General features: G+C 64.0%; 25 protein-coding genes. 18 read left to right on the top strand and 7 right to left on the bottom strand.

Translation table 11 applies throughout. The annotated features are described in order from the left end of the window. Window positions 1-585, top strand: a complete 585-nt coding sequence (locus F6S87_RS00925; protein ID WP_163226804.1) for a hypothetical protein — start codon at window positions 1-3, stop codon at window positions 583-585. Between the two features lie 30 nt (window positions 586-615). On the opposite strand, the gene F6S87_RS00920 is transcribed toward F6S87_RS00925, so the two are convergent. Continuing rightward, window positions 616-825, bottom strand: a complete 210-nt coding sequence (locus tag F6S87_RS00920) for a hypothetical protein (RefSeq protein ID WP_163226803.1) — start codon at window positions 823-825, stop codon at window positions 616-618. 378 nt (window positions 826-1203) lie between these two features. On the opposite strand from F6S87_RS00920, the gene F6S87_RS00915 reads away from it, so the two are divergent. After that, window positions 1204-2055, top strand: a complete 852-nt coding sequence (locus F6S87_RS00915) for an arginase family protein (RefSeq protein WP_163226802.1) — start codon at window positions 1204-1206, stop codon at window positions 2053-2055. A gap of 57 nt (window positions 2056-2112) precedes the next feature. Then, complete coding sequence (locus F6S87_RS00910) at window positions 2113-2418, top strand: hypothetical protein (protein ID WP_163226801.1); 306 nt, start codon at window positions 2113-2115, stop codon at window positions 2416-2418. A 191-nt stretch (window positions 2419-2609) separates the two neighbouring features. On the opposite strand, the gene F6S87_RS00905 is transcribed toward F6S87_RS00910, so the two are convergent. After that, window positions 2610-3134 (bottom strand): GNAT family N-acetyltransferase, encoded by a 525-nt coding sequence (locus F6S87_RS00905; protein ID WP_163226800.1) that lies wholly within the window; start codon window positions 3132-3134, stop codon window positions 2610-2612. 115 nt (window positions 3135-3249) lie between these two features. After that, complete coding sequence (locus tag F6S87_RS00900) at window positions 3250-3552, bottom strand: hypothetical protein (RefSeq protein WP_163226799.1); 303 nt, start codon at window positions 3550-3552, stop codon at window positions 3250-3252. Window positions 3553-3930: 378 nt separating this feature from the next. Between F6S87_RS00900 and F6S87_RS00895 the strand changes: the two genes are divergently transcribed. Beyond that, window positions 3931-4485, top strand: a complete 555-nt coding sequence (locus tag F6S87_RS00895) for a YbaK/EbsC family protein (RefSeq protein ID WP_163226798.1) — start codon at window positions 3931-3933, stop codon at window positions 4483-4485. A gap of 36 nt (window positions 4486-4521) precedes the next feature. On the opposite strand, the gene F6S87_RS00890 is transcribed toward F6S87_RS00895, so the two are convergent. Then, a complete protein-coding gene (locus F6S87_RS00890) occupies window positions 4522-4686 on the bottom strand; it encodes a hypothetical protein (protein ID WP_163226797.1) in 165 nt (54 codons plus the stop codon). Window positions 4687-4839: 153 nt separating this feature from the next. Between F6S87_RS00890 and rpsT the strand changes: the two genes are divergently transcribed. The 4 genes from rpsT (at window position 4840) to F6S87_RS00870 (ending at window position 9114) form a co-directional block, all read left to right on the top strand. Next, entirely contained in the window at window positions 4840-5100 is a 261-nt protein-coding gene (rpsT, locus tag F6S87_RS00885) for a 30S ribosomal protein S20 (RefSeq protein ID WP_163226796.1), read from the top strand. A 174-nt stretch (window positions 5101-5274) separates the two neighbouring features. Beyond that, on the top strand, window positions 5275-7164 hold the full coding sequence (lepA, locus tag F6S87_RS00880) for a translation elongation factor 4 (RefSeq protein WP_163226795.1): 1890 nt from the start codon (window positions 5275-5277) through the stop codon (window positions 7162-7164). 178 nt (window positions 7165-7342) lie between these two features. Continuing rightward, window positions 7343-8077 (top strand): MerR family transcriptional regulator, encoded by a 735-nt coding sequence (locus tag F6S87_RS00875; protein WP_163226794.1) that lies wholly within the window; start codon window positions 7343-7345, stop codon window positions 8075-8077. 146 nt (window positions 8078-8223) lie between these two features. After that, window positions 8224-9114 (top strand): carbon-nitrogen hydrolase family protein, encoded by an 891-nt coding sequence (locus tag F6S87_RS00870; RefSeq protein ID WP_196779056.1) that lies wholly within the window; start codon window positions 8224-8226, stop codon window positions 9112-9114. Here the strand turns inward: F6S87_RS00870 and F6S87_RS00865 are convergent. Both F6S87_RS00865 and F6S87_RS00860 read right to left on the bottom strand, forming a co-directional pair. Then, entirely contained in the window at window positions 9051-9290 is a 240-nt protein-coding gene (locus tag F6S87_RS00865) for a nucleotidyltransferase domain-containing protein (RefSeq protein WP_231129296.1), read from the bottom strand. The genes F6S87_RS00870 and F6S87_RS00865 overlap by 64 nt on opposite strands. Before the next feature lie 199 nt (window positions 9291-9489). Next, window positions 9490-11040 (bottom strand): ATP-binding cassette domain-containing protein, encoded by a 1551-nt coding sequence (locus F6S87_RS00860; RefSeq protein ID WP_163226793.1) that lies wholly within the window; start codon window positions 11038-11040, stop codon window positions 9490-9492. 403 nt (window positions 11041-11443) lie between these two features. Here F6S87_RS00860 and F6S87_RS00855 point away from each other — a divergent pair, with 403 nt between their 5' ends. Continuing rightward, window positions 11444-12625, top strand: a complete 1182-nt coding sequence (locus tag F6S87_RS00855) for an ATP-binding protein (protein WP_163226792.1) — start codon at window positions 11444-11446, stop codon at window positions 12623-12625. A gap of 46 nt (window positions 12626-12671) precedes the next feature. Here F6S87_RS00855 and F6S87_RS00850 read toward each other — a convergent pair whose 3' ends face one another. Next, complete coding sequence (locus F6S87_RS00850) at window positions 12672-13223, bottom strand: DNA-deoxyinosine glycosylase (protein WP_163227516.1); 552 nt, start codon at window positions 13221-13223, stop codon at window positions 12672-12674. An 89-nt stretch (window positions 13224-13312) separates the two neighbouring features. Here F6S87_RS00850 and F6S87_RS00845 point away from each other — a divergent pair, with 89 nt between their 5' ends. The 9 genes from F6S87_RS00845 (at window position 13313) to F6S87_RS00805 (ending at window position 23538) form a co-directional block, all read left to right on the top strand. Further along, window positions 13313-13969 (top strand): isochorismatase family protein, encoded by a 657-nt coding sequence (locus F6S87_RS00845; protein ID WP_163226791.1) that lies wholly within the window; start codon window positions 13313-13315, stop codon window positions 13967-13969. Window positions 13970-14036: 67 nt separating this feature from the next. Then, on the top strand, window positions 14037-14639 hold the full coding sequence (locus F6S87_RS00840) for a sugar O-acetyltransferase (RefSeq protein WP_163226790.1): 603 nt from the start codon (window positions 14037-14039) through the stop codon (window positions 14637-14639). Further along, window positions 14633-15190 (top strand): GNAT family N-acetyltransferase, encoded by a 558-nt coding sequence (locus tag F6S87_RS00835; RefSeq protein ID WP_196779055.1) that lies wholly within the window; start codon window positions 14633-14635, stop codon window positions 15188-15190. Before F6S87_RS00840 ends, F6S87_RS00835 begins: the two co-directional genes overlap by 7 nt. Window positions 15191-15380: 190 nt before the next feature. After that, window positions 15381-16262: a pyridoxal 5'-phosphate synthase lyase subunit PdxS gene (gene pdxS, locus F6S87_RS00830; protein WP_163226789.1), complete on the top strand. Its 882-nt coding sequence runs from the start codon at window positions 15381-15383 to the stop codon at window positions 16260-16262. A 3-nt stretch (window positions 16263-16265) separates the two neighbouring features. Further along, a complete protein-coding gene (gene pdxT / locus F6S87_RS00825) occupies window positions 16266-16919 on the top strand; it encodes a pyridoxal 5'-phosphate synthase glutaminase subunit PdxT (RefSeq protein WP_163226788.1) in 654 nt (217 codons plus the stop codon). Between the two features lie 118 nt (window positions 16920-17037). After that, complete coding sequence (gene hemW, locus F6S87_RS00820; protein ID WP_163226787.1) at window positions 17038-18366, top strand: radical SAM family heme chaperone HemW; 1329 nt, start codon at window positions 17038-17040, stop codon at window positions 18364-18366. Between the two features lie 229 nt (window positions 18367-18595). Beyond that, window positions 18596-19462 carry a dioxygenase gene (locus F6S87_RS00815; protein WP_231129295.1) on the top strand — a complete coding sequence of 289 codons (867 nt, stop codon included), beginning with the start codon at window positions 18596-18598 and terminating at the stop codon, window positions 19460-19462. After that, window positions 19459-20073: a MarR family winged helix-turn-helix transcriptional regulator gene (locus tag F6S87_RS00810; protein WP_163226786.1), complete on the top strand. Its 615-nt coding sequence runs from the start codon at window positions 19459-19461 to the stop codon at window positions 20071-20073. Before F6S87_RS00815 ends, F6S87_RS00810 begins: the two co-directional genes overlap by 4 nt. A gap of 51 nt (window positions 20074-20124) precedes the next feature. After that, window positions 20125-23538 (top strand): ABC transporter permease, encoded by a 3414-nt coding sequence (locus tag F6S87_RS00805; RefSeq protein WP_231129294.1) that lies wholly within the window; start codon window positions 20125-20127, stop codon window positions 23536-23538. Window positions 23539-23720: the final 182 nt, after the last annotated feature.

The following is a 23720-nucleotide window of genomic DNA, read 5'->3' as shown; positions in this document are numbered from 1 at the left end:
ATGAACGACAACGAGAACACCGTCCAGAAAGAATCGCTGCCACAACCCGGCGACCTCGTAGTCCAAACCACCATCATGCACGACCGGGAAACCGTCTACAGCCAGACACTATACCCATTCACGTCATACGACCAGGCACTCGACGTCTACCACGACAACCTCAACATGTTCCCCGTCGCCGCGGGAGGAATGTGGCAGGACATGCTCGACGCCGACGAACCACACGCCCAGAAACACAGGGACGGCATACTGCCCACACCCGAATGGGCCGGCATCGTCTCCCTCGCCACCATCAAGACCGTCTACGACGACGGCCGAGCCGACCTCAACGAACCGATACAATCCAACTGGTTCGCGCTCGCGGACGCCGTCGTCATGGTCCTCCTCGTCGACGACGTGGAATCCTGTCGGGAACGACAGGTGGCGGCCGAGGCGGAGCTGTTCACGGCACAGCAATCCGGCGACGACATCGCGATCCATCAGGTGCAGCATCTTGTCGACACTGAACGCGAACAATTCGAGACGCTCGGCCGGCGCGTGGGCGAGCTCTTCGGCAAACTGTACCGGGGAACCGAATCGGAATAGTTCGGGCCAGCACGGAAAGGCCCGTGCGTTTTAGTCTTCAACGACTGGTTCCGGCATCGGCTCGGTCGGGCGAATCGTTCTTTTCTGCCAATACGACCACGCCAGCAGCGCGAACATTGCGACGGCGGCACAGGCGAACAGTGCTGCCGACAGCAGTGCCGACTGTCCTGTCGAGACGCTCAGCAGGCCGAGCAGGATGAGCAGCGCCACCGGCAGGCCGGCGGTCCAGTGAATACGCATGGTCGTCATTCCTTCCGTCATTAGCGTTCCGTTGACCGACCCAAGAATAGGGGAGTCGGAACGGCCGCGGGGAAACTGCTTGCCAGCCGAGACAGGACATCGCGACAGGACATGCGCAAAATGGTTGGTGGCCGGCACAATGCGCGAGATGATAATACCAACCGAGCGCCCCCGCTACCGCCCTTCTTGGTGGTAGCCGAGGCGCTCGTCTTATTCTCCCTCCAGCCGGCTCCCGCCCGCGACAAATGTTCATGGACATTCCTGCCGAACGCTGACTGGACATCTCTCCGATGTTTACCCGTTGTCACGACGGAACCAATCCGCTAATCAGTTGTTGATAGGACCCAGCGACAGAAGCTACAAGAAGGATTGACGATCATGAAGACGATTCGACTGCTGTATCCGGACTATCTCAGCGGCGGACTCGACACCTACTATTTCGGCGCGAACCTGCTCGTGCACATCCTTCCCGACAACGACCGGCAGCCGCTCGTCAAGGTGAACCTGACGCCGCCGGACGGCAAGAATCGCACCGTCACTGACGGCATGTACGCGCGAAACGAAGTTCTCGACGGCGTGCACAAGGCGCAGGAAGCCATCGCGGGGGAGCGGCCCGACAGGATCATCACCATCGGCGGCAACTGCGTCGTGTCCCTCGCGCCATTCGATTACCTGCATGGCCTGTACGACAATCTCGGCATCATCTGGATCGACGCTCACCCCGACGTGTCCAACCCGCATGACAACTACCCCTACGCCCACGCCATGGTCCTCGCGTCACTGATGGGCGACGGCGACACAGAACTCGCCGCACAGATGCGGCATCCCAGGTTCGACGCCGACGACATCCTCTACGTCGGCCTCCAGCAACTCCACGACTACCAGAAGAAATTCCTCGACGACAGCGGCGTCGACTACCGCATACAGACCGAACGATTCCTGACAGACGACGCAATCCGCGAATTCACCGGCCGGTTCGACCATATTCTCGTCCATCTCGATATCGACGTGCTCGACGCCAACCTCTTCCACTCCACCTACTTCGCCAACAAGAACCTCGTCGGCGATGGCAGCGGCAGCGGTGCCATGACCATGGAGCAGCTCGCCCACACGCTCAAGCTCATCACTGACAACTCCGACGTCGTCGGATTCACGATCGCCGAATACCTCCCGTTCGACGAACAGAACCTGCACAACATGCTCGAGAGTCTCCCGCTGTTCACGGAATAGGGAGTGCAACAGGGGCAAGCGGAAAACGGAATGAATGCACGGGGAAGGAGCACTGTCATGTCGCCGACAATGCGTCATCGGGTCATCATCGTCCTGAGGTGGACCAAGCTCGCATGCGGCATCGTCCTGATCATCATCGGGATCGCTGTCTACGCCGTCCAGCCACACGGCTGGATGGCGATACCATTGCTCCTGCTGGCCGACCTGTGCTTCTTTCTGCCCGATCCACGCGACCCTGATGAACCCGACCTTATGACACGCTGCATGGCCTACAAGAAACAACTGGAACAAGCGAAGTCGACAGATTCTTCCGAATATGATGGACAGTCCGGTCACGTGACCGATGACGGGCGCAAGAACTGATCTGATTCAGGACTAGATGGACTCTCGTATGCGCAGCAATTGAATTCGGCCACCTCATCCCGACACCAAGCCGGACAACAACGAACGAGCAGCGCTCGCGAACGGTTCGCCGGCAATACGCCGGTCGAACTGAATGACGAAGCTGCGGAATTCCTGCTCCGGCGGTTCGGCAATTGAATGACGGTGACTGACTAGGCGACGACTGACTGGGTGGCGGCTGACTGGGTGGCGGCTGACTGGGTGGCGGGTCGGATCATTTCGACGTGGGGAATACCGTCCTCGTCGAATGGTTCCGAGCACGGCACGAATCCCTCGCGGGCGTAGAAGCCGGTGGCGTGCTGCTGGGCGGCGAGACGAATGATCGGATGGTCGTAGATGTCGTCGATGGCGGCGACGGCGGCGCGAAGCAGGCGGCCGCCCAGGCCGGTGCCGCGTTCGCCGTCGGTGAGCACGCGGCCGATGCCGACGGCGCCCGGATAGGCGACACCCGCCGGCATGATGCGCAGGTATGCGACGAGTTCAGTATGATCGGCATTCCATGCGAACAGGTGAAGCGACGCTTCGTCGAGGCCGTCGACATCCTGATAGGGACAATGCTGCTCGACAACGAAGACGGCGGCGCGCACGCGCAGGATGGCATACAGCTCCGCAGTCGTCAGTTCTGCGAAGGACTTGAGTTCAAACGGGGCCGGAACGGCGTGATCGGTTTCATGCATGGTGCCCGAGTATAGGACGGCGCCGGCCGTGTGGCCAGCGCCGAATCATGAAGGTGCGGGAAAAATAGTTTCCAATGGTTAAATTGTCCGTATTTACGGGCTGAAAAGCTGATACTCAGCGGCCAATTTCCCGATAGCCGTCGGCCGGTTGGGACGACGAAGGCGTGCTGACCGTCGTGTCGACGACGTCGGCGTAGTCGCCGTAACCGGTGCCGCGACCGCCGAACGACTGGGTGCCGGGCGCCTGTGCGGCAAAGGCGGCGCGCATCTTCCTGAGGTTCCTGCGCATGCGGAAATACGTCCACGCGCCAACGACGACGAGCAGCAGAAGCAGTGGCCAGAACAGCTTCAGGAACACGACTGCGAGCGCGGCGTAGACGATGACGGTGAGTGCGATGCTGAGAACCTTGCGGACCATGAACGACCTTTCTGATGGCAACCGTCGACCGGGAAGCGGCATTGCGCCCCGGGGACTCTGGACGACGATACTGCCTGCCCCAACCGGAACGGCGGCGGAGTTATTCCGGACCGATGGTCCGGAACCCATGCGTCGAGCATGGCAGAGAGACCTTGGAAATGCGTCGGGAATGCATTGGAGTCTCCTCGGTTTTCAGCGCGGGCGGCCGCAACCGGAACCGAAAACGATAGACGATGGTGGCCGCGATGACGATGACGACGAGGGTATTTCGGTCCGGTCCTTGCGGCAACTGTCCTGAAGCAATCGTCTTCTGGCTCTGTCTGCCCGTACATCCAGTTGCGGCGATACTGTGATTCCATGAGTATGGAGAGGACGAATATGACGGCGGCCGGCAACAGTCTGCGCGATCGGGCGCTGGCGTTGCTGGATGACGCGAACGTGGAGTACCGCGTCGTCCGGCATCCGGCGATCGACAATGTGCAGGAAGGATTCGACAGGGGAGTCGTCGAGCTGCTCGGCCTCGAACCGGGCGGCATCGTGCGCAACCTGCTGGTTGTCGACACGCATGGGAATCCCGTATTGATCGTCACGGGGGATGAAGGACGCGTGGATCTCAAGGCCGTCAAGGCGGCTGCCGGCACGACGAGGCTGAGCTTCGCGTCGCCGGAGATCATGATGTCGGCACTGAACACCGAGCTGGGACGTGTGTCGCTGTTTGACGTGTTGACGACGACCCATGACAACAATGATGCAGACAGTGAGGAGGGCCGGCCGGTGACGGTGGCCGTGTCGGCGGCGTTGCAACGCTACGCGGGAGCAATCGCATTTCCGTTGTTTAGCAACGCCGAATCGATCGTTTTCGACGCCGGCCATCTTGTCGACGTCCTCCAGTTCCTGGCCGAACAATGTTCCATCGCCGTCGTGACGTTCTGAAGGACGGCAGGATCGTTCTCTCGGCCGGAACGAAATTCAGAGCGGCCGGCCGCCGCCGGAGACGAAGCGGTAGACAATGGCGACCGCGATGATGATGACGGCGACGACGAACAGCAGCCACAGCAGCTTCGTCAGGATCGTGACCACGATGCCGACGATCAACAGCACGATGATGGCGGCGATGACCGGATGTTCGTCCATGGTGTGCTCCTTGTGACAACCCGTGAATATGTTTTCGGGGATATTCCCGAGAATTCATTGTAGGGGAGAGGGGATGATGGAAAAATCCTCGCCCCGTGGTATATTTCTTCTTTGTATGTCCTAATAGGTAATTAGTCGTTTGGAGATTAACAATTGGCTAACATCAAGTCGCAGAAGAAGCGCGTTCTCACCAACGAGAAGGCTCACAAGCGCAACGTTGCCGTGAAGTCGGCTATCAAGACCGCTGTCCGTCACACCCGCGAAGCCATCGCCGCCGGCGACAAGGCCCTCGCGCAGGAGAAGTTCGCGATCGCCGCCAAGAAGCTCGACAAGGCCGCCAGCGCCGGTGTCATCCACAAGAACCAGGCTGCGAACCGCAAGTCCAGCCTCGCCCTGCAGATCAACGCCCTGTGAGTTCGATCTGCCGCAAGTGACGGCACTGCTTCAGGCTTAGACCTATTTGAGTCCCGGAAAACCGCAAGCTTCCGGGACTTTTTGTTTGTCCGGACTATCTTGCCGGGAATGAAACGCCGCGATCGCGATGTTGGGTAGAATCGTGGACGTATCAAGACTTTCGAGGAGGAATGCGTGAGCCAGCCCAAGCCGCAGCATAATCAGCCGGGAGCGACCGACCAGTCGCTCATCCGCAATTTCTGCATCATCGCCCACATCGACCATGGCAAGTCGACGGTGGCCGACCGCATCCTGCAGCTGAGCGGCATCGTGCCGGAGCGCGAAATGCATGACCGGTTCCTCGACCGCATGGACATCGAGCAGGAACGCGGCATCACGATCAAGTCGCAGGCCGTGCGCGTGCCGTGGACGTACGACGGCGTCGAATACACGCTTGGCATGATCGACACCCCGGGCCACGTCGACTTCACCTACGAGGTCTCGCGCGCGCTGGCCGCATGCGAGGGCGCCGTGCTGCTCGTCGACGCGACGCAGGGCATCGAGGCGCAGACGCTGTCCAACCTGTACATGGCGATCGACCATGACCTGACGATCATTCCCGTGCTCAACAAGATCGACCTGCCGAGTGCCGAACCGGACAAGCATGCCGAGGAAATCGCCGGCCTGATCGGCTGCGATCCGTCCGACGTGCTGCGCGTTTCCGGCAAGACCGGCGAAGGCGTCGCCGAACTGCTCGACCGCATCGTCATCGACATTCCCGAGCCGAAGGGCGATCCGGATGCCGAGGCCCGCGCATTGATCTTCGATTCGGTCTACGACTCCTACCGCGGCATCGTCACCTACATCCGCATGGTCGACGGCGAACTGCGCAGCCGCGAGAAGCTGCACATGATGGGCATCGGCATGACGCACGATCCGATCGAGATCGGCGTCATCTCGCCGGACATGATGCCGACGAAGGCGCTCGGCGCCGGCGAGGTCGGCTATGTCATCACCGGCGCGAAGGACGTGTCCCAGTCGAAGGTCGGCGACACGATCACGTCGGCCGCCAACCCGGCGAAGGAAGCACTGCCCGGCTACCGTGATCCGCAGCCGATGGTCTATGCCGGCCTGTTCCCGATCGACAACGCCCAGTTCCCCGAACTGCGCGAGGCGCTCGACAAGCTCAAGCTGAACGACGCGGCGTTGATCTATGAACCGGAAACGTCCGTCGCACTGGGCTTCGGTTTCCGCTGCGGCTTCCTTGGACTCCTGCACATGGAGATCGTTTCCGAACGACTCTCGCGCGAATTCGGCCTCGACCTCATCTCGACCGCCCCGAACGTCCCGTACGAGGTCACGTCCGAGGACGGCACCGTCCACCGCGTCACCAACCCGAGCGAATTCCCGGACGGCAAGATCAAGAAGATTGTCGAACCGATGGTCGCCGCCGACATCATCACGCCGAAGGAATTCATCGGCGCCGTCATGGACCTGTGCCAGGACCACCGCGGCATCATGGGCACGATGGAATACATCTCGACCGACCGCGTGGAAATGCACTACCGCATTCCGCTCGCCGAAATCGTCTTCGACTTCTTCGACCAGTTGAAGAGCCGCACCAAGGGCTACGCGTCACTCGACTATCACGAGGACGGTGAACAGGCCGCGGACCTCGTCAAGGTCGACATCCTCATTCAGGGCGAGCGCGTGGACGCGTTCTCGGCGATCGTACACCGCGACAAGGCGTATTCGTACGGCGTCATGATGACGAAGAAGCTGCGCGAGCTCATTCCGCGCCAGCAGTTCGAAATCCCGATTCAGGCCGCGATCGGCTCGCGCATCATTGCCCGCGAGAACATCCGCGCGCTGCGCAAGGACGTGCTTGCCAAGTGCTACGGCGGCGACATCACCCGCAAGCGCAAGCTTCTCGAGAAGCAGAAGGCCGGCAAGAAGCGCATGAAGATGCTCGGCCATGTCGAGGTGCCGCAGGAGGCGTTCATCGCCGCCCTGCAGACCGGCGACTCCGCCAACGATCGCGACACGAAGGACAAGATCCGCGCCGCCCAGAAGACCGAAGGCTGAGTCCGGAGGCCATTGAGCCTGCACTTCGCCGAATCGACGTTCTTTCGTGGACGCAATACCGGCATGACGCCGCGTCACCACGCCGGACAACCCGTGCCGATCCGGCATCGACACGCCGTGGATTTGCCCGTGACGTCGCGTCATGCACTGCAATGGCTCTACGAAAGGAGGTAGGCCATTGTCTACTTACACCACCGGAGACGTCGCTAAGCTGTGCGGCGTATCCGTACGCACCATTCAGTACTACGACCGTCAGGGCCTGCTGAATCCGTCGTCCATGAGCACGGGAGGCAAGCGCCTCTACGATGACGCCGACGTGCGTGCTCTCGAGTACATCCTCATGCTCAAGGACACCGGACTGAGCCTCGCCGCGATCCGCACTGTCATGGAGAGTCCGTACAGCACGCGGATGCTGCAGGACCTGCTCGGCGAGCAGCGGCAGAAGCTGGAATCTGGCATCGCCGAGGCGCAGCGCAGGATCACTGCGATAGACGCCCTCGACGACGACCTGGCATTGCATGGCACGCTCACGGTGGCCGACCGAACGGACATGGCGAACCACATGGCAAGCAAAACACTCTCGCACCGTTTCTTCGCGCTGATGATCATCGTCAGCATCCTGGCCGACATTGCCTGGATCGGCACGCTGGTCTGGTCCATCCACACCGGAATCTGGTGGATCTTCAGCATCGGGCTCGCGGCGGCGGTCATCATGATGGCCGCAATGACCGCCAGCTACTACCGTCACGTCGTCTACTGGGATCCGGCGACCCGCCGGGAATTCAGGCCGGCGTTCTGGTCATGGTTCTTCGCGCGCCACACGTTGCACACCCGCTTGCTGCGTGCCCCCGGCAGCAATGAGAAAGTTTGGTGCGTCGAGCACTTCCAGGGACGAGTGCCAGTCAGGAAGTAGCACCTCGCTTGTTCCGTGCCGTCGTCCTGCCCTCGTCGGGAATGACCGTGTTGGCATACCATGGGGGGCGGTACGGTCTGCGACGAAGCGTTGCACGACGATTTTGCCGGGAACGGGCGCTTCGACGACGAATGGGAGGGCATGCAATGACGGACGGAAACATGAACCTGCGGATCGCATTGCTACAGCTGCTGCCGGAACGCGACACGGCAGCCAATCTGGCCAAGGGGATTGCCGCATGTCGGGCTGCCGGCGAACAGGGCGCCGACATTGCGCTGTTCCCGGAAATGTGGAGCAGCGGATACCGCATTCCGGAGGATTCGGATGAATTGAAGGCGCTTGCCGTTGACGGCCATGGTGCCTTTGTGCAGGCATTCGCTGACCTTGCCCGCGAACTGGACATGGCTATCGCCATCACGTTCTTGGAGCGCCGGGATCCGTTGCCGCGCAATACGGTCGTGCTGTTCGACCGCCATGGCAGTGAGGCGTTGCGGTACGCCAAGGTGCATACCTGTGATTTTTCCGACGAGATCCGCCTGAGCCTGGGCGACAGGTTCTACGTGGCCGATCTCGACACGCGCCTCGGGACTGTGAGGGTCGGATCGATGATCTGTTTCGACCGTGAATTTCCGGAAAGCGCACGCCTGCTCATGCTGCAGGGCGCGGAAGTCATTCTCGCGCCGAATGCGTGCCCCATGGAAATCAACCGGCTCTCGTGCCTGCGCACGCGCGCCTACGAGAACATGGTGGCCATCGCCACCTGCAACTATCCGGCGTCGCACCCGGACTGCAACGGGCATTCCACCATCTTCGACGGCGTCGCATGGCTGGACGAGGAACCATGGTCGCGCGATATGTGCGTGCTGGAAGCTCCCGAAGACGAGGGGATCCATATCGGCTCCGTCGACTTGGCCATGCTGCGTGCCTACCGTGCCCATGAAGTGATGGGCAACGCCTATCGGCATCCCCGTTGTTACGGGGCGCTTATGGACACGGCAGTGCATTCCCCGTTCATTCGCCCGGATGCCCGGCGGTAGCGGCGGTTCTCGTCGATCGGCGCCGTGGTGTACAGGTACACGTCGTAATCCGATTTCGCGTCGCTGTTGCCACTCGCGCGGGAACCGCCCAGCGCGATGGCTTCGACTTCGGGCCATTGGGCGATCTTCGAGAAGAGTTCGTCGACGTCGACGGTTTCGGTGGGATGGTGTGCCATGTGGCTCCTTTCTCGGTGTCACGGTTTTGAATCCAGACGTTCTGCCACGGCGACGCGCTCGAACACGACGAGGGCGTCGCCGGTAATGGGGAAACCGGATCCGTGCATGTCTCGCGGTATTCTCACGAATTCCGGAGCGCTTCATGCGACTTTCGCCATGCTACCCGAGAATGGACTGGAATATCGCCCACACGAACGATTATGAGCAGACCAGTTCCCGCAGCAGTAGTTCGTCGTGGGTGACGATCACCAGTGCGCCCGGATACTCCTTCAGCAATGTCGCGAGCGCCTGCTTGCTGGACAGGTCAAGATGATTCGTCGGTTCGTCGAACACCATGATCTGCGGCTTGGCGACCAATCCCAGTGCGAGCATGAGCTTGCGACGCTCGCCGGCCGACAACGATGTTCCCGGCCGCAGGGCTTCCGGTTTGCCGTTCAACGCCGCGAAATACTGGATGACTTGCTGCCGTTGCGTGGCCGCATGGTCGGCAAACCGGGCAAGCAGCAGGTCGGCATCCGGCGTGTGCTGCGGGCAGAGCAGATGCGGCACGTCGGGATCCAGGGAGTTCAGTAATGCGTTGAGCACCGTGGTTTTTCCGGCACCATTCGTCCCGGTGATGACCAGTCGGTCGCGTGGTCCCACGCTGATCTTCGGAATGGCGACGCCCGTGGCGTCCGCAACGGTGTCGATATGGAGACGACAGCCATCCAATACCGCCTGGTTGTACGAAGCGGCGTCCACATGGAGACCGCCATCCCCGTCGAATGGCAGGAACTGCGCGTCAAGATGGAGCAGTTCGCGGCGGATGCTCGGTTCGATGTTGACGGCGATGTCGCCGGTGTACTGTTTCGCGGCCACGTCAATGCCCTGCGCGGCTTGCCTGGCGTCGGCGATCCTGCCTGCCAGCTGGCCGGCGCTGCGCCCGACGCCGCCGTCCAGACCGCCCTTTGCGAACTTTTTCCGCTTGCTGGCGTCGTGGTCCTTCCGGTCCGGCGTGCGCAGGCTGTGGGCGGCTGCCTGACGCACTTTCTCCTGACGCCGGTGTTGTTCCGCCGTCAGTCGCCGCACTTCCTGGCGGCTGCGTTGCAGTTGTTGCCGCTGCGTGGTGTTCCGTGCGTCCAGTTGGCTGGAGATGTCGTCCCAGTTGCCGGCAAACAGATCGATGACGGTATGGTTGCGATGGCCGGCATGTACCCGGTGCAGCAGATAGCTGCGGGAAGCGAGATTGTCGATGACAGCCACGTCGTGCGTGATGACGATGCCGATGCCGTCAAACTGGCGCAGCGCCTGGATTACCGCATCGCGGGTGGACATGTCGAGATGGTTCGTCGGTTCGTCGGCGATCAGCAGTTCCGGACCGGCGGACAATGCGCAGGCCACCTGCAGTTTCTTGCGTTCGCCTCCTGAAAGCGACTTCCAGCGGTACGGCCAGTCGTCGCCGATATTCAGCAGTGTCCGCAGCCGCATGGCTTCCTGCGACCAGTCGACGGCGAAATCGTCGAGATTGGACGGTTGCCGGTCGGTTTGCTGTTCGATCCATCCGGCCAGCGTGGACGCGGGGGAGATGTCTCCGCTGTCCGGTTCGAGGTCGCCGGCTACCAGCCGGCAGAACGTGGTTTTGCCAATCCCGTTGTCGCCGAGCATTGCCGTCCATCCTGTCGAAAATGTTGCGGACAGGCCGGCGAACAATGGTTCGGCGGAAGTTGGCGGCGTATAGGAGAGATCGTGAATGTGGATATGCTGCACCATGGCACCTCGCAGGTTGATTCTCAAGGCGCACTGCTTATGTCGAAATCCGCATGCGAATATGACTTGGCCGCGGAACAATGGAAAATCCGGAACCGATGAAAACAGGCAGGCTGACGCGAAGCAGTGCGCACGATCACGCGCACGGTTCCGGCAGTCAGCGCTTCAAAATCCCTGGTTCCTTTCAATGGGGACTTGTCTGGCATATCGACAATCCCGACTTGCCCACGCCACTATACCACGCAGCCAGGGTCCGACGATTCCCGCTGTCAGTTCCGGAAATGCGGGGAAACCAATAGGGATTTTTGGTTATATAAAGCTATATAAGGTTATATGAAGGTATACGAAGATATAAAAGGGTATACTTGGGCATAGCCAGTAGTCAGTCGACGAAAGGTGGCATCGCATGGACAATTCCGCGCAGTCTCCGGCCCTGATCAATCCATTCATGCCGGGAGCCGGCCTGCAGCCGGTCGAACTTGCCGGCCGCAATTACGAGTTGACGCTGATGCGCACCCTGCTCGGCCAAATCTCCCTTGGATACCAGGGTGTCGGCATGGTGTTCTTCGGCTTGCGCGGGGTCGGCAAGACGGTATTGCTCAGGCGCTTTGCCGCAATGGCGGAGGAAGCCGGCATGATTGTCATGCAGATGGAAGCCGACGGCAACGCGGAGACGGAAAGCAGCGTCCTGCGAGAGCAGGTGCAGCGTGCACGGAAAGCAGTGTCGTCCGGAGAAACCCTTGCCGAAGCCGGACGGCACATCGCGTCGGTGGAAGTCGGATTGCCGCTGAAACTTGCCGTTGGCTTCACTGCCGACGACACGACGGAAAGCGATCCCTACTCGAACCTCGAGAAGTTGGCGGAGGCGCTCAAGGGCTCGAACCGGGGCCTCTTCCTGTTCATTGACGAATTCCAGCAGATGAATCCCGACATGATGGGAAGGCTCATCACGCTCCAGCACACGCTCGGACAGGAAGGATTGCCCTTCTACATCATCGCCGCGGGCCTGCCGAATCTTCCCGGAGTGCTTTCCGAATCGCGTTCGTATGCGGAACGACTGTTCCGATATCGGCAACTCGACAATCTTTCCGGCGAGGAATCGAGGAATGTCTTCCAGCAGACCGCCCGACAGGCGGGTCGTTCCTTCACTGACGAAGCCCTGGATGCGTTGCAGGAGTATGCCGACGGCTATCCCTATGCCATCCAGGCCTTTGGTTCCAGTGCCTGGGATGCTTCCAGCTCGACACCCATGGACCGTGATGCCGTGGCGAATGGCCTGCCCGAGGCACGGGAACTGCTGGACGAAGGCCTGTACCACTCCCGTTGGCAGCGCGCGACTCCCGCGGGACGTCGTTACATGGAGGCATTGGCCGCGGTGGGCGGGGATGCGGCTTCGTCCGCGGGTGTTGCCGCGTACCTGGGGAAAACCAGCAGCCAGCTTTCCAAGACCAGGGCCCAGCTCATCGAGCAGGGACTGATCTACATGCCGCTCCGTGGCGAAGTCGCCTTCACGGTGCCGGGGATGGGGGACTATATCAACAGGAATCATCCGCCGAGCTCGGAACCGTATGACCGCGAACACCAGTAGGCAGATCGCTCGAGCCGGATTGCGGGGAAAGGGCGGCGTCGAACGCCTAGTCGCGCGAGGCGGACAGGTCCTCCGGATCCATCCGTTCCCGGAACATTCCGATCAGGTCGTCCAGTGTCTTCGAGGCGTAGGCCGGACTCGTGGACGGCAGCGGCGTTGCCGGAATGTCGCCAAGGCCTTCCGATTCGAGTATCGGGTGACAGTAGCGCTTGTATAGCTGGGCTGCCTTGGCGCCGGTGGGGTAGATGTGGCGGATCCTCGATCCCCGGATCATCGGACCGAGGTCGGACGGCACGACATTGCGGATGGAAGAGTCGGAGGCGCCGAGGATATCGCACGATTCCACCGTGTCCCACAGCGCTATGCCGTGTCGCAGCGCGAATTGTCGCCGCTCGTCGGCCGTCGTGCCGACCCGGTCGGCGGGATCGTCCATGTCGGCGAACAACGCCTCCATGATCGGCCAGAACCGGTTGCGTGGATGCATGTAGAAGAAACCCGCCTCCCGGCTCTTCGGGCTCGCCATCGTTCCGAGAAACAGAACCCGTGAGTTGTTGTTCCAGAGCGGCCCGAAGCCGTGTTCGACATGCTGCCAATCCATACCGGCCATCATAGGGACATTGTTGCCCCGTTCTTGCGGTAGATTGGGGACAGCGAACATTCACCGGGACACATCAGGAAGGACTGTCCATGACCCGCGCACTCATCATCGTCGACGTCCAGCCCACGTTCTGCGAAGGCGGCGAACTCGCCGTCGCCGGCGGCAACGCCGTGGCCGAACGGATCGGCAAGTATATTCGCCGGTTCGGCAAGGACTACACCGTCATCGCCACCACGCAGGACTGGCATGTCGAGCCGGGGTCGCACTGGTCGGAGGAGCCGGACTTCGTCGACACGTGGCCGGTGCACGGCGTCGCCGGCTCACCGAACGCCGCCATCCATCCGGCCGTCGCCAAGGCGCTGGCGGCCACGTTCCCCGCGGACGATCCATTCGCCACGCCGGTTCACCACTTCAAGAAGGGCCAGTACTCGGCGGCCTATTCGGGATTCGAGGGCGTGGAGGACAACCGCGCCGACGCCCTGCCGACGCGCGAGGAAGTCGAGGCCGCGCAGGAAGCCGGCGCCACGCTCGCCAACCTGCTCGACGACGCGATGATCCTCGACGTCGACGTCGTCGGCCTCGCCCAGTCCCACTGCGTCAAGGACACGGCGCTGGATGCCGCCAGGCTCGGCTACAACGTCCGCGTCCTGTCCGACCTGACCGCCCCGGTCAGCGAGGAACTGGGCAAGGACGCCAGCAAGCAGCTGATGGCCGCCGGAGTCCGGGAGAAGCCCTCGGCGCTGTGAATTCCGAGCCGATACGGCCTGTACGCTATCGTGTGCATCGCATGATCTTGAAGGGGGATGCGACATCATGACCGATTACTTTGCCGGTGACAACCGCACGAACAGGCAGCGCATGCTGGACGGCGACTTCTACATTGCGGACGATCCCGACAACGAGCGGATCGCGAGGAAGGCCGTCCAGCTCGCCGACGAATACTACCGGGCCGAAGTCGACGGCGAGCCGGACTCGCGCAAGATTCTCGAACAGCTCGTCGGCCATCTCGGCGACGGCGCGTATGTCAAGCCGCCGCTGTACGTCGACTACGGCGAGAACATCTCGATCGGCGACCGCACGTTCGTCAACTACAACCTGACGGCGCTCGATGTGCAGCCGATCGTCATCGGCGAGGACTGCCAGATCGGTCCGAACGTCCAGCTGCTTACGCCGGTCCATCCGATCGACCCGCAGCCGCGCCGCGACAAGCTCGAAGCCGCCAAGCCGATCACGATCGGCGACAACGTGTGGCTCGGCGGCGGTGTCATCGTCTGTCCCGGAGTGACGATCGGCGAGAATTCGGTGATCGGCGCCGGCTCCGTCGTCACGAAGGACATTCCGGCCAACGTCGTCGCCGTCGGCAATCCTGCGCGGGTCCTGCGACACATCGGCAAGGAGGATGCCCTGCCATGCTGAAGAAGAACGGAATGCCGACGAGGGACAACGTACTGGTGAAGACCGCGACCGGCGCCGATCTCGAAGTGGTCAGGACACTTGGAGCGCAGTGCTTCACGGAGACGTTCGCGGCCGACAACACTGCCGAGGACATGGAACGATACCTGGCCGAGTCGTTCTCCGCCGAGCGGGTGCGTGCGGAACTGGAAAATCCGGATTCGGCGTTTGCCGTCGCGTATGTCGACGGCGAGCCGGCGGGATATCTCAAGACGAATGTCGGCGCCGCCCAGACGGAGAAGCAGGGCGCCGATTCGCTGGAAGTCGAACGTATCTACCTGCTGCGCCGGTTCAAGGGACTCGGCATTGGCGGCCTGCTGATGGACGAGGCGCTGGCACGCGCTGCCCGGCTGGACAAGCGACGCGTCTGGCTCGGCGTCTGGGAACACAATGACGCCGCGCGCGGATTCTACGAACACCGGGGCTTCCGCCCGTTTGGCGACCATGTCTTCGTGCTCGGAGACGATCGCCAGCGGGACGTGCTGATGGAACGGGAAGTTCCCGGAACCAGATAGGCGGTCGCCGGCTTGTTCGTGACATCAGGACGACATGTGCACATGCAGGCGAGCCGCTGTTGCCGGCTATAGATTTTGGTGATACCCGGAGGCGGAAGAATCGTCCCATGTCCCGTGGAAACGTGATAGGTTGCATGGCGAACGGTTACGGCAGCGTAACCCGAGAGCAAGAGGTCTATCAAGGAGCGACATGACCGCAACGGCAAACCGCAACGAACTCAACAAGAACCTCGCGCAAATGCTCAAGGGCGGCGTCATCATGGACGTCACCACGCCCGAGCAGGCGCGCATTGCCGAGGATGCCGGCGCATGCGCCGTCATGGCGCTCGAGCGCATCCCGGCCGACATCCGCGCGGCGGGCGGCGTCTCCCGCATGTCCGACCCGGCGATGATCAAGGGCATCCAGGAAGCCGTGTCCATTCCGGTCATGGCGAAGGTGCGCATCGGACACATCGCCGAGGCGCGCATCCTGCAGGCCATCGAGATCGACTACATCGACGAATCCGAGGTACTGAGCCCGGCCGACGACGTCTATCACATCGACAAGCGCATGTTCGACGTGCCGTTCGTCTGCGGCGCGAAGAACCTCGGCGAGGCGCTGCGCCGCATCGGGGAAGGCGCGGCGATGATTCGCACCAAGGGCGAACCCGGCACCGGCGACGTCATCCAGGCCGTCCGTCACATGCGCACGATGAACCGCGAGATCGGCGAGCTCGCCGCGCTGCGCGACGACGAAGTCTACGAGGCCGCCAAGAAACTCGCCGTGCCGTACGAGCTCGCCCTCTACGTCCACGAGAACCGCCGCCTTCCCGTCGTCAACTTCGCCGCAGGCGGCGTCGCCACCCCGGCCGACGCGGCGCTCATGATGGAACTCGGCGCCGAGGGCGTCTTTGTCGGCTCCGGCATCTTCAAGTCCGGCGACCCGGCCAAGCGTGCCGCCGCTATCGTCCAGGCGACCGCCAACTGGCGCGACGCCGACCTGCTCGCCCGCCTGTCCGAAAACCTCGGCGAGGCGATGGTCGGCATCAACGAGGACGAAATCGAGACGATCATGGCCGCCCGCGGAGAGTGACCGATGGTCGTCAGCGCCGAATACATCACCCGCGAACACTCCCGGACAGATGGTGATCCGAGCGGCGGGACGCCGGGATCCGGCGAAGTGACCGGCATCCTCGCCCTCCAGGGTGCCTTCGCCGAACACGCCGCCATGCTCGACCGCCTCGGCGCCCCGTGGCGACTCGTCCGCGACCTCGACGATCTCGACGACTCGATCGGCCGCCTCATCCTGCCCGGCGGTGAAAGCACCACGCAGGGCAAGCTGCTCAAGTCGACTGGACTGATGGAGCCGATCGCCGCCCGAATCGCCGACGGCATGCCGGTCTTCGGCACCTGCGCCGGCATGATCCTGCTTGCCAGCCATCTCGACAACGATCCCAACGTCTACTTCGCGGCGCTGGACGCAACCGTCCGCCGCAACGCGTACGGACGCCAACTGGGAAGTTTCGCGACGACGGCGACGCTGACCCTCGGTGACGATTCGCGGATCGCCGACTTCCCGGTCGTCTTCATCCGCGGGCCTTTCGTCGCGCAAGTCGGATCCGAGGCGCATGTCGTCGCCGAAGTCGACGGCAACGTCGTCGCGCTGCGGCAGGGCAATGTCCTCGCGACGGCGTTCCATCCGGAGCTCACGGAAGATACCAGGCTGCACGAGTACTTCCTGTCGCTCTAGTCGGCGGGAAAGGGGATGACGGCTTCCGGCGGCGGGAGTTCGCGGACGTGACTTTCTCCCGCCCGGCCGCGCGTTATAGTGGAACCTGTTCTGTGCGCCGGCCTGGGAGGATCGTTCCGTGTTCGAAGTCTACATTCATGTCCCCTTCTGCATGCGGCGATGCGGGTACTGCGATTTCAACACGTACACGGCGAGCGACCTCGGCGCCGGCGCGTCGCGGGTCAACTACGCGACGATGGCGCGTCGCGAAATGGCGCTCGTGAAGCAGTGGCAGCTGGAACACGGCGTCGCCGAGCCGCCGGCTGCGACGGTGTTCTTCGGCGGCGGCACGCCGACGATCCTGCCGGCCGCCGACCTCGTGCGCATGCTCGACGGCATTCGCGAGACGTGGGGCGTCGAGGACGGCGCCGAGATCACGACGGAAGCCAATCCGGACACCGTCGACGCCGACTACATCCGCGAGCTCGCCGACGGCGGCTTCACGCGCATCTCGTTCGGCATGCAGTCGGCAGTCCCGCACGTGCTGGAGACGCTCGATCGCACGCACACGCCGGCGAACGTCGCCGCCGGCGTCGAGGCAGCGAACGCCGCCGGCCTGCGCTCGTCGGTCGACCTGATCTACGGAGCACCGGGGGAGAGCCTCGACGACTGGCGCACGTCGCTGAAAACGGCGATCGACCTCGGCGTCGACCACATTTCCGCGTACGCGCTAACCGTCGAGCCGACGACGAAAATGGGCCGGCAGATCGCCGCCGGCACGTTGCCGAAGCCGGACGACGACGACGAGGCCGCCAAGTACGACATCGCCGACGAAATGCTGTCGGCCGCGGGCCTGCAATGGTACGAGGTGAGCAACTGGGCGCGCCCCGGCTACGAAAGCCGCCACAACCTCGGCTACTGGAGAAACGTCGACTGGGCCGGTCTCGGCCCCGGCGCCCATTCGCACGTCAACGCCGCCGACGGCAGGAATTTCGGCGTGAACGATTCGGGCGATTTGGACGATTCCCGCAACGCCGGCGTATTCCGCGCCACCGGCCGGAACGACGACGGGTTGCCGGGCATCCCCGTCGGTGCCGCGCCGCGCAACGAGCCGGACGGCGACGCCGTCGAGACGGCGCAGGGCAACGCCCATGCCGTCGCCGGACTGCGCAGCTGGGACATCGCCCATCCGAAGCGGTGGGCGACGGCGATCAACGCGGGCCGCCTGCCGTGGGCCGACAGCGAGACGATCGACATGACCGAGGACTTCGAGGAACGCCTGATGCTCGGCCTGCGCATCCGCGACGGCTTCGACATGGCCCAGACCGAAGGCATCGTGCCGCCGCGGACGTGGGACAACTTCGTGCACGACGGCCTGCTAACCGTCGAGAACGGCCGCGCCATCCCCACCCGTCGCGGACGCCTGCTCAACGACGCGATCATCACCGACCTGATGGAATACCTCTAGGATTCAGGACTTCTCCCATGTGTGCTGCCATTCCGTGGTCGCATCCCGGGCTGGCGACATGCAGCTGGAATGGCATGCGGGAAAGGGGACCTTTCACCGGCGGCGCAACAGGATCGGCTATAACCGGTACTGGTGCAAGACACGCATTGTCAAGTACTTGACAATTTCTGGCCGATCATCGAGAATGATTGTCAGTCAAAGACGGATTCCCGATGTCATGGAGGGGTGCATGGAAAACGAAATCGTCGCGGTGCCCGGGGCGCTGCCGGAAGCGGTCGGCCTGGCGCCGATCGAGAACAGGATCAGCTCGACGGCGGCCCGCGTGCCGGACATCGCGGCGTGCTGTTCCGGCATCCGCGTCCAGGGACGCGACCTGCACACGTTCGCGTACTCGACCGACGTCGCCGTCATCCGCAACACGAATGCCGACGCCATCCTCGCCGTCTACCCGTTCACCGGCGAACCCGTCATCACGTCGGCATTGCTGGCCGTCGCGCAGGCTCCGCTGTTCGTCGGCGTCGGCGGCGGCACGACGACCGGTCCGCGCGTGCTCCAGCTGGCCATGACAGCCGAGATGCAGGGCGCCGCCGGCGTCATCCTCAACGCGCCGTCGCCGGCCGAGACCGTCGCCGACGTCGCGCGCATCGTCAACATTCCGGTCATCGCGACGGTGACGACCTATGACGAGACGCTCGAGGAAAAAATCGCCGCCGGCGCCGCGATCATCAACATCGCGGCCGGCCGGCGCACGGCCGATGTCGTGCGCGAGGTGCGCGCGGTGCATCCGACGCTGCCGATCCTCGCGAGCGGCGGCGGCACCGACGACTCGATGGCCGCGACGATCGTCGCCGGCGCCAACGCGCTGTCGTGGACGCCGCCGAGCTCGATCGACCTGCAGCACAACATGATGGAACGCTACCGCGCCGCCGAAACGCGATTCGCCGAGGCCGAGGAAGCCGAGGCCCAGGCCCAGGCGCAGGCTCAGGCCGAAGCGGCCGCGGCGATGGGCGGCATGGCCGGCATGGCGGCCGCCGAAGCGATCGCCGAGGACCTTGCTGACAGTGGCGCCAGCGACGCCTCGTGGGGTGACGAATGAGCGCCGCGAACGGGGACGTCGTCGTTCCCGGCGACGTCATCGTGCCGGATGTCGCGGCAACGTCCGACGCTTCGGCGATGTCTAACGCTTCGCGAATCCCCGGCAATGCCGACATCGCAGCCGCTCCGGACGACGGCGACGTCGCCGGGGAGACGGGCCGCGACATCGAGGAGTCGATCGTCGAGGACCTCAACCGGATCGCCCGCATCGCTGCCTACCGGACCGTGCGCGAACATGTCAAGTCGGCCGCCGGCCGCCAGGCGCGACTGTTCAACCCGATGCGGGGCCAGGGCCGCGTGCTGATGGCCCTCAGGCTCGGCCGACGCGTCAGCCAGCGCGACCTTGCGCTGCGGCTCGGACTGAGCCGGCAGGCCGTCGCCGAAGTCGTCAAGAAACTCGAGGCCGGCGGCTTCCTCGTGCGCGAACCCTCCGCCGCCGACAACCGCATGATGCTCGTCAGCCTCACGCGCAAGGGCCACGAGGTCGCCGCAACGCTCGGTACCGAGGAGACGACAACCGAATCGATGGTCGCCTGCCTGTCGCCGGACGAACGGCGCACGTTGCTCGGCTATCTCGAACGCATGCTCGCGACGGTGCGCAAACAAGGCTAAAATTAGACGTCATCCCGGTCAGTGCACGGACGCTTGAGGGAGGTGCCCCGCATGACCCGACAACGACGTCGAATTCCACGACATGGCCACGCGGGCCACATCGGTCATGCCGGCCGTGACGGCCGTCCCGCCCGTGGCAAGTCGATGCTGCGCCGCCGATTCGCGCGCACGCTGGCGGCCTCGAGGGGCCGATTCCTGTCGATCGTCGCGCTGATGGCGCTCGGGTCGTTCGCGCTCGTCGGCCTGAGCGTGACCGGTCCCGACATGGTGGCGACCGGCACGGCGTTCTATGGCGAGCACAATCTCGCCGACGTCACCGTCGTCGGCGACTACGGCCTGACCGACGACGACATCGACGTCATCGCGGCCGCCGATGACGTCAGGATCGTCGAATCCCAGTACTTCGCCGATGTCGTCGTCGCCAACAGCGACCATGCGCTCAGGATCTTCTCGCTGCCGCAGGCCGTCTCCACGCCCGCGCTCGTCGAGGGACGAATGCCGGAACAGTCCGGCGAAATCGCGTTGAGCGCCGGCGAACGCGAATCGTTCGCCGTCGGCAGCACCATCACCGTCGACGAGCCGGCCGGCCTCGCCGGCGACACGGTGCTCACGGCGACGAAATACACCGTCGTCGGCTTCGCGGACGCCAGTGACATCGTCTCGCGCGCCGCGCTCGGCCAGTCGACAGCCGGCAGCGGCGAACTGTCCGGATACGGATACGTGACGGACGAATCGTTCGACAGCGACGTCACCATGGTCGCCAACGTCGTCTTCGACGACACGGCCGGCATGTCCTACGACGGCGACGACTACCGGCTCGCCGTCGAGGCGCACAAGGCCGACCTCGAGACACGGCTCGCCGACCGTCCGGCCGTGCGGCTCGCCGACATCGTCGCCTCCCGCACCGAACAGATCGCCGCCGCCCGCGAGCGGCTCGCCGATGCGAAGGCCGAACTCGCCGACGCCGAACAGCAGCTCGCCGACGCGAAGACGGCAATCGAGACGGCCAAGGACCAGCTCGTCGACGGCGCCAGGAAGGCCGCCGACCAGACGGCCGACGCCGTCTCGGCGCTGTCGTCGGCCGCCGCGCAGCTCGGCTCGGCGACGGCGACGATCACGGCGTCGCAGACGCGGCTGATGGGCGCCGCCCGCAAGCTCGCATCGTCGCAGGCCACGCTCGACCGCTCGTGGACGCAGCTGCAGGACGCCGCCGCCGACCTCGACGAGGCGAGAAGCCAGCTCGAGTCGACGAAGACGTCGCTCGACGCCGTCGGCGGCGTGCTGGCCGCCTGGCACGACCGGCTGTCCGGCGACGATTCGTCCGCGACGGCCACCTCGAGTACGACGACGTCGCTGTACAACACCGTCCGCGCCCAGTACCAGTCGGCCCTCGACTCCTACAACACCGCCGTCGCCGACTACAACGGGGGACTCGCGGCCTATGCGGCGAAGCTGGACGACTGGAACATGGCCGCCGCCGAGCTCGTGTCCGGCGACGACGACTATCTCGACAACGCCGACGCGATCGCCGAGGCCGCCGGACGACTCGCGAACCTGCCCGCGTCGCTCGCCGGGGCCGTCGACCAGGCGGCCGGCGAGCTGGCCGACGGCGTCGGCGACCTGCTCGACGGCCAGCGCGACATCGAGAAGGCCGAGGAGGAATACGCCGCGAAACTCGCCGAATTCGAGGACGCCAGGCCGGCCGCCGAACAGGCGATCGCCGACGCCGAAGAGCGGATCTCGACGGCGCAGCAGCGACTCGCGAACCTGTCCGTCGACGCCTACTCGGTCAGCTCGCGCACCGAGGGCCTGACGTCGAAGGGCTATTCGATCTACCTGACGATCGGCACGATCGTCGGCAAGCTCGCGATGGTCTTTCCCTGGTTCCTGTACGTCGTCGCCGCGCTCGTCACGTTCACGACGATGGGCAGGATGGTCGACGAGGAGCGCGGCGAATGCGGCACGCTCAAGGCGCTCGGCTACTCGAACGCCGACGTCATGGCGATGTTCGCCGCCTACGGCTTCCTGGCGTCGACGGCCGGCACGCTCGTCGGCGTCGTCGCCGGCCACGTGCTGATGCCGCTCATCGTCCACGCCGCCTACGGCGACGCGTTCGTGCTGCCGACGATCCAGCTGCGGTTCCATCCGGCCGTCACGCTCGTCGCCGTGCTGCTCGGCTGGCTGTCCGCCGTGCTGCCGGCCGTGCTCGTCGCGATGTCCAGGCTGCGCCGGCCACCGGCTGAGCTCATGCGGCCGAAGCCGCCGGCGAACGGCTCGACCATCCTGCTCGAGCATGTCGGCCCCGTCTGGCGACGGCTCGACTTCGCGCACAAGGTGACGGCCCGCAACATTTTCCGGTACAAGTCCAGGATGGCGATGACGGTGTTCGGCGTCTGCGGCGCTGTCGCGATGCTCGTCGCCGGACTTGGCGTGCAGGCGTCCATCCGCGGCATCGAGGCAAGCCAGTTCGGACCGATTGTCCACTACGACCTGATCGTCGCCGAGCGCAGCGACAACTCGGACGCCCAGTCCGACGAGATCGCCGCCGCGCTCGACGGCGCCGCCGACGCGGCACGCATCCGCTACGAGGAACTCGTCGTCGAGACGGCCGACGACGGCAAGCAGGCGATCACGATGATCGCGACCGACGACGCGTTCAACTTCACGTCGTTCATGACGCTGCGCGACCGCGTGTCCGGCGAGCCGGTCGTGCTGACCGACAACGCCGTCGTCGCCAGCGAGGGACTGGCCGACCTGCTTGGCATGGCAGTGGGAGAGACGTTCACCGTGCGCGACTCGTCCGGCATCGACCGGACGATGACTCTCGGCGGCACCGCCGAAATGTACATCGGCCACTTCGCGTTCCTCACCGCCGATGGCTACGAGGCGGTATTCGGCGCCGACTACGAACCGAACGCCTTCATCGCCAACCTCGACGGGACCGGCGACAGTACCGGCGACGACGTCGCGACGACGGCCGCCGCGCTGACGGCGCTCGACGGGGTCAGGAGCGTGGTGCAGGACACGGCGACCAGACAGCAGGTCGGGCGCGTCGTCAACGCCCTCGACATGATCATGACGGTGCTCGTCATCGTCGCCGTGCTGCTCGCCTGCGTCATCCTCTACAACCTGACAAACCTCAACGTCGCCGAGCGGCTGCGAGAGCTGTCGACGGTCAAGGTGCTCGGCTTCACCGACCGCGAGACGACGCTGTACATCTACCGCGAAACGGCGTGGCTGTCCGTCGCCGGCATCCTCGCCGGCTTCGCGTCCGGCGAGCTGCTGCGCCGCTACATCATCGCCGAGGTGACGCCGGCCGACGTCATGTTTGATCCGGCGGCCTCGTGGATGGCGTTCGCCGTGCCGGCGCTGCTCGTCGTCGCCGTGCTCGCCGGCCTCGGCGCCGTCGTCCACTGCCGGCTGCGCGATCTTGACATGCTCGGGGCGCTGGGGTCCGTCGAATGAGCGGCCTCGGGGTAATTGGTTCCGGAGAGATTCCAGAAAGGGGGCAGTTTCTCTTGTCGTAACATTTCGTTTCCTAGAATGGCACTTCGGTGCCGGGACACCGCCGGCCGCCGTGGTTGGATCGTGAAAAATCGGCGGAAACGGTTGACAAGGCCGGCGTCGCCGGTATATGGACACGCCGC

The sequence above is a fragment of the Bifidobacterium choloepi genome, assembly GCF_010667615.1.
GTDB lineage: Bacteria > Actinomycetota > Actinomycetes > Actinomycetales > Bifidobacteriaceae > Bifidobacterium > Bifidobacterium choloepi.
The sequence above is the reverse complement of the archived record's forward strand: the minus strand, read 5'-3'. Positions and strand labels throughout refer to the sequence as shown.

Coding starts and splice junctions, on each gene's coding strand:
- F6S87_RS00925 (WP_163226804.1), top strand. CDS start 1: ATGAACGACAACGAGAACACCGTCCAGAAAGAATCGCTGCCACAACCC.
- F6S87_RS00920 (WP_163226803.1), bottom strand. CDS start 825: ATGCGTATTCACTGGACCGCCGGCCTGCCGGTGGCGCTGCTCATCCTG.
- F6S87_RS00915 (WP_163226802.1), top strand. CDS start 1,204: ATGAAGACGATTCGACTGCTGTATCCGGACTATCTCAGCGGCGGACTC.
- F6S87_RS00910 (WP_163226801.1), top strand. CDS start 2,113: ATGTCGCCGACAATGCGTCATCGGGTCATCATCGTCCTGAGGTGGACC.
- F6S87_RS00905 (WP_163226800.1), bottom strand. CDS start 3,134: ATGCATGAAACCGATCACGCCGTTCCGGCCCCGTTTGAACTCAAGTCC.
- F6S87_RS00900 (WP_163226799.1), bottom strand. CDS start 3,552: ATGGTCCGCAAGGTTCTCAGCATCGCACTCACCGTCATCGTCTACGCC.
- F6S87_RS00895 (WP_163226798.1), top strand. CDS start 3,931: ATGACGGCGGCCGGCAACAGTCTGCGCGATCGGGCGCTGGCGTTGCTG.
- F6S87_RS00890 (WP_163226797.1), bottom strand. CDS start 4,686: ATGGACGAACATCCGGTCATCGCCGCCATCATCGTGCTGTTGATCGTC.
- F6S87_RS00870 (WP_196779056.1), top strand. CDS start 8,224: ATGACGGACGGAAACATGAACCTGCGGATCGCATTGCTACAGCTGCTG.
- F6S87_RS00865 (WP_231129296.1), bottom strand. CDS start 9,290: ATGGCACACCATCCCACCGAAACCGTCGACGTCGACGAACTCTTCTCG.
- F6S87_RS00860 (WP_163226793.1), bottom strand. CDS start 11,040: ATGGTGCAGCATATCCACATTCACGATCTCTCCTATACGCCGCCAACT.
- F6S87_RS00855 (WP_163226792.1), top strand. CDS start 11,444: ATGGACAATTCCGCGCAGTCTCCGGCCCTGATCAATCCATTCATGCCG.
- F6S87_RS00850 (WP_163227516.1), bottom strand. CDS start 13,223: ATGGATTGGCAGCATGTCGAACACGGCTTCGGGCCGCTCTGGAACAAC.
- F6S87_RS00845 (WP_163226791.1), top strand. CDS start 13,313: ATGACCCGCGCACTCATCATCGTCGACGTCCAGCCCACGTTCTGCGAA.
- F6S87_RS00840 (WP_163226790.1), top strand. CDS start 14,037: ATGACCGATTACTTTGCCGGTGACAACCGCACGAACAGGCAGCGCATG.
- F6S87_RS00835 (WP_196779055.1), top strand. CDS start 14,633: ATGCTGAAGAAGAACGGAATGCCGACGAGGGACAACGTACTGGTGAAG.
- pdxS (WP_163226789.1), top strand. CDS start 15,381: ATGACCGCAACGGCAAACCGCAACGAACTCAACAAGAACCTCGCGCAA.
- pdxT (WP_163226788.1), top strand. CDS start 16,266: ATGGTCGTCAGCGCCGAATACATCACCCGCGAACACTCCCGGACAGAT.
- F6S87_RS00815 (WP_231129295.1), top strand. CDS start 18,596: ATGGAAAACGAAATCGTCGCGGTGCCCGGGGCGCTGCCGGAAGCGGTC.
- F6S87_RS00810 (WP_163226786.1), top strand. CDS start 19,459: ATGAGCGCCGCGAACGGGGACGTCGTCGTTCCCGGCGACGTCATCGTG.
- F6S87_RS00805 (WP_231129294.1), top strand. CDS start 20,125: ATGACCCGACAACGACGTCGAATTCCACGACATGGCCACGCGGGCCAC.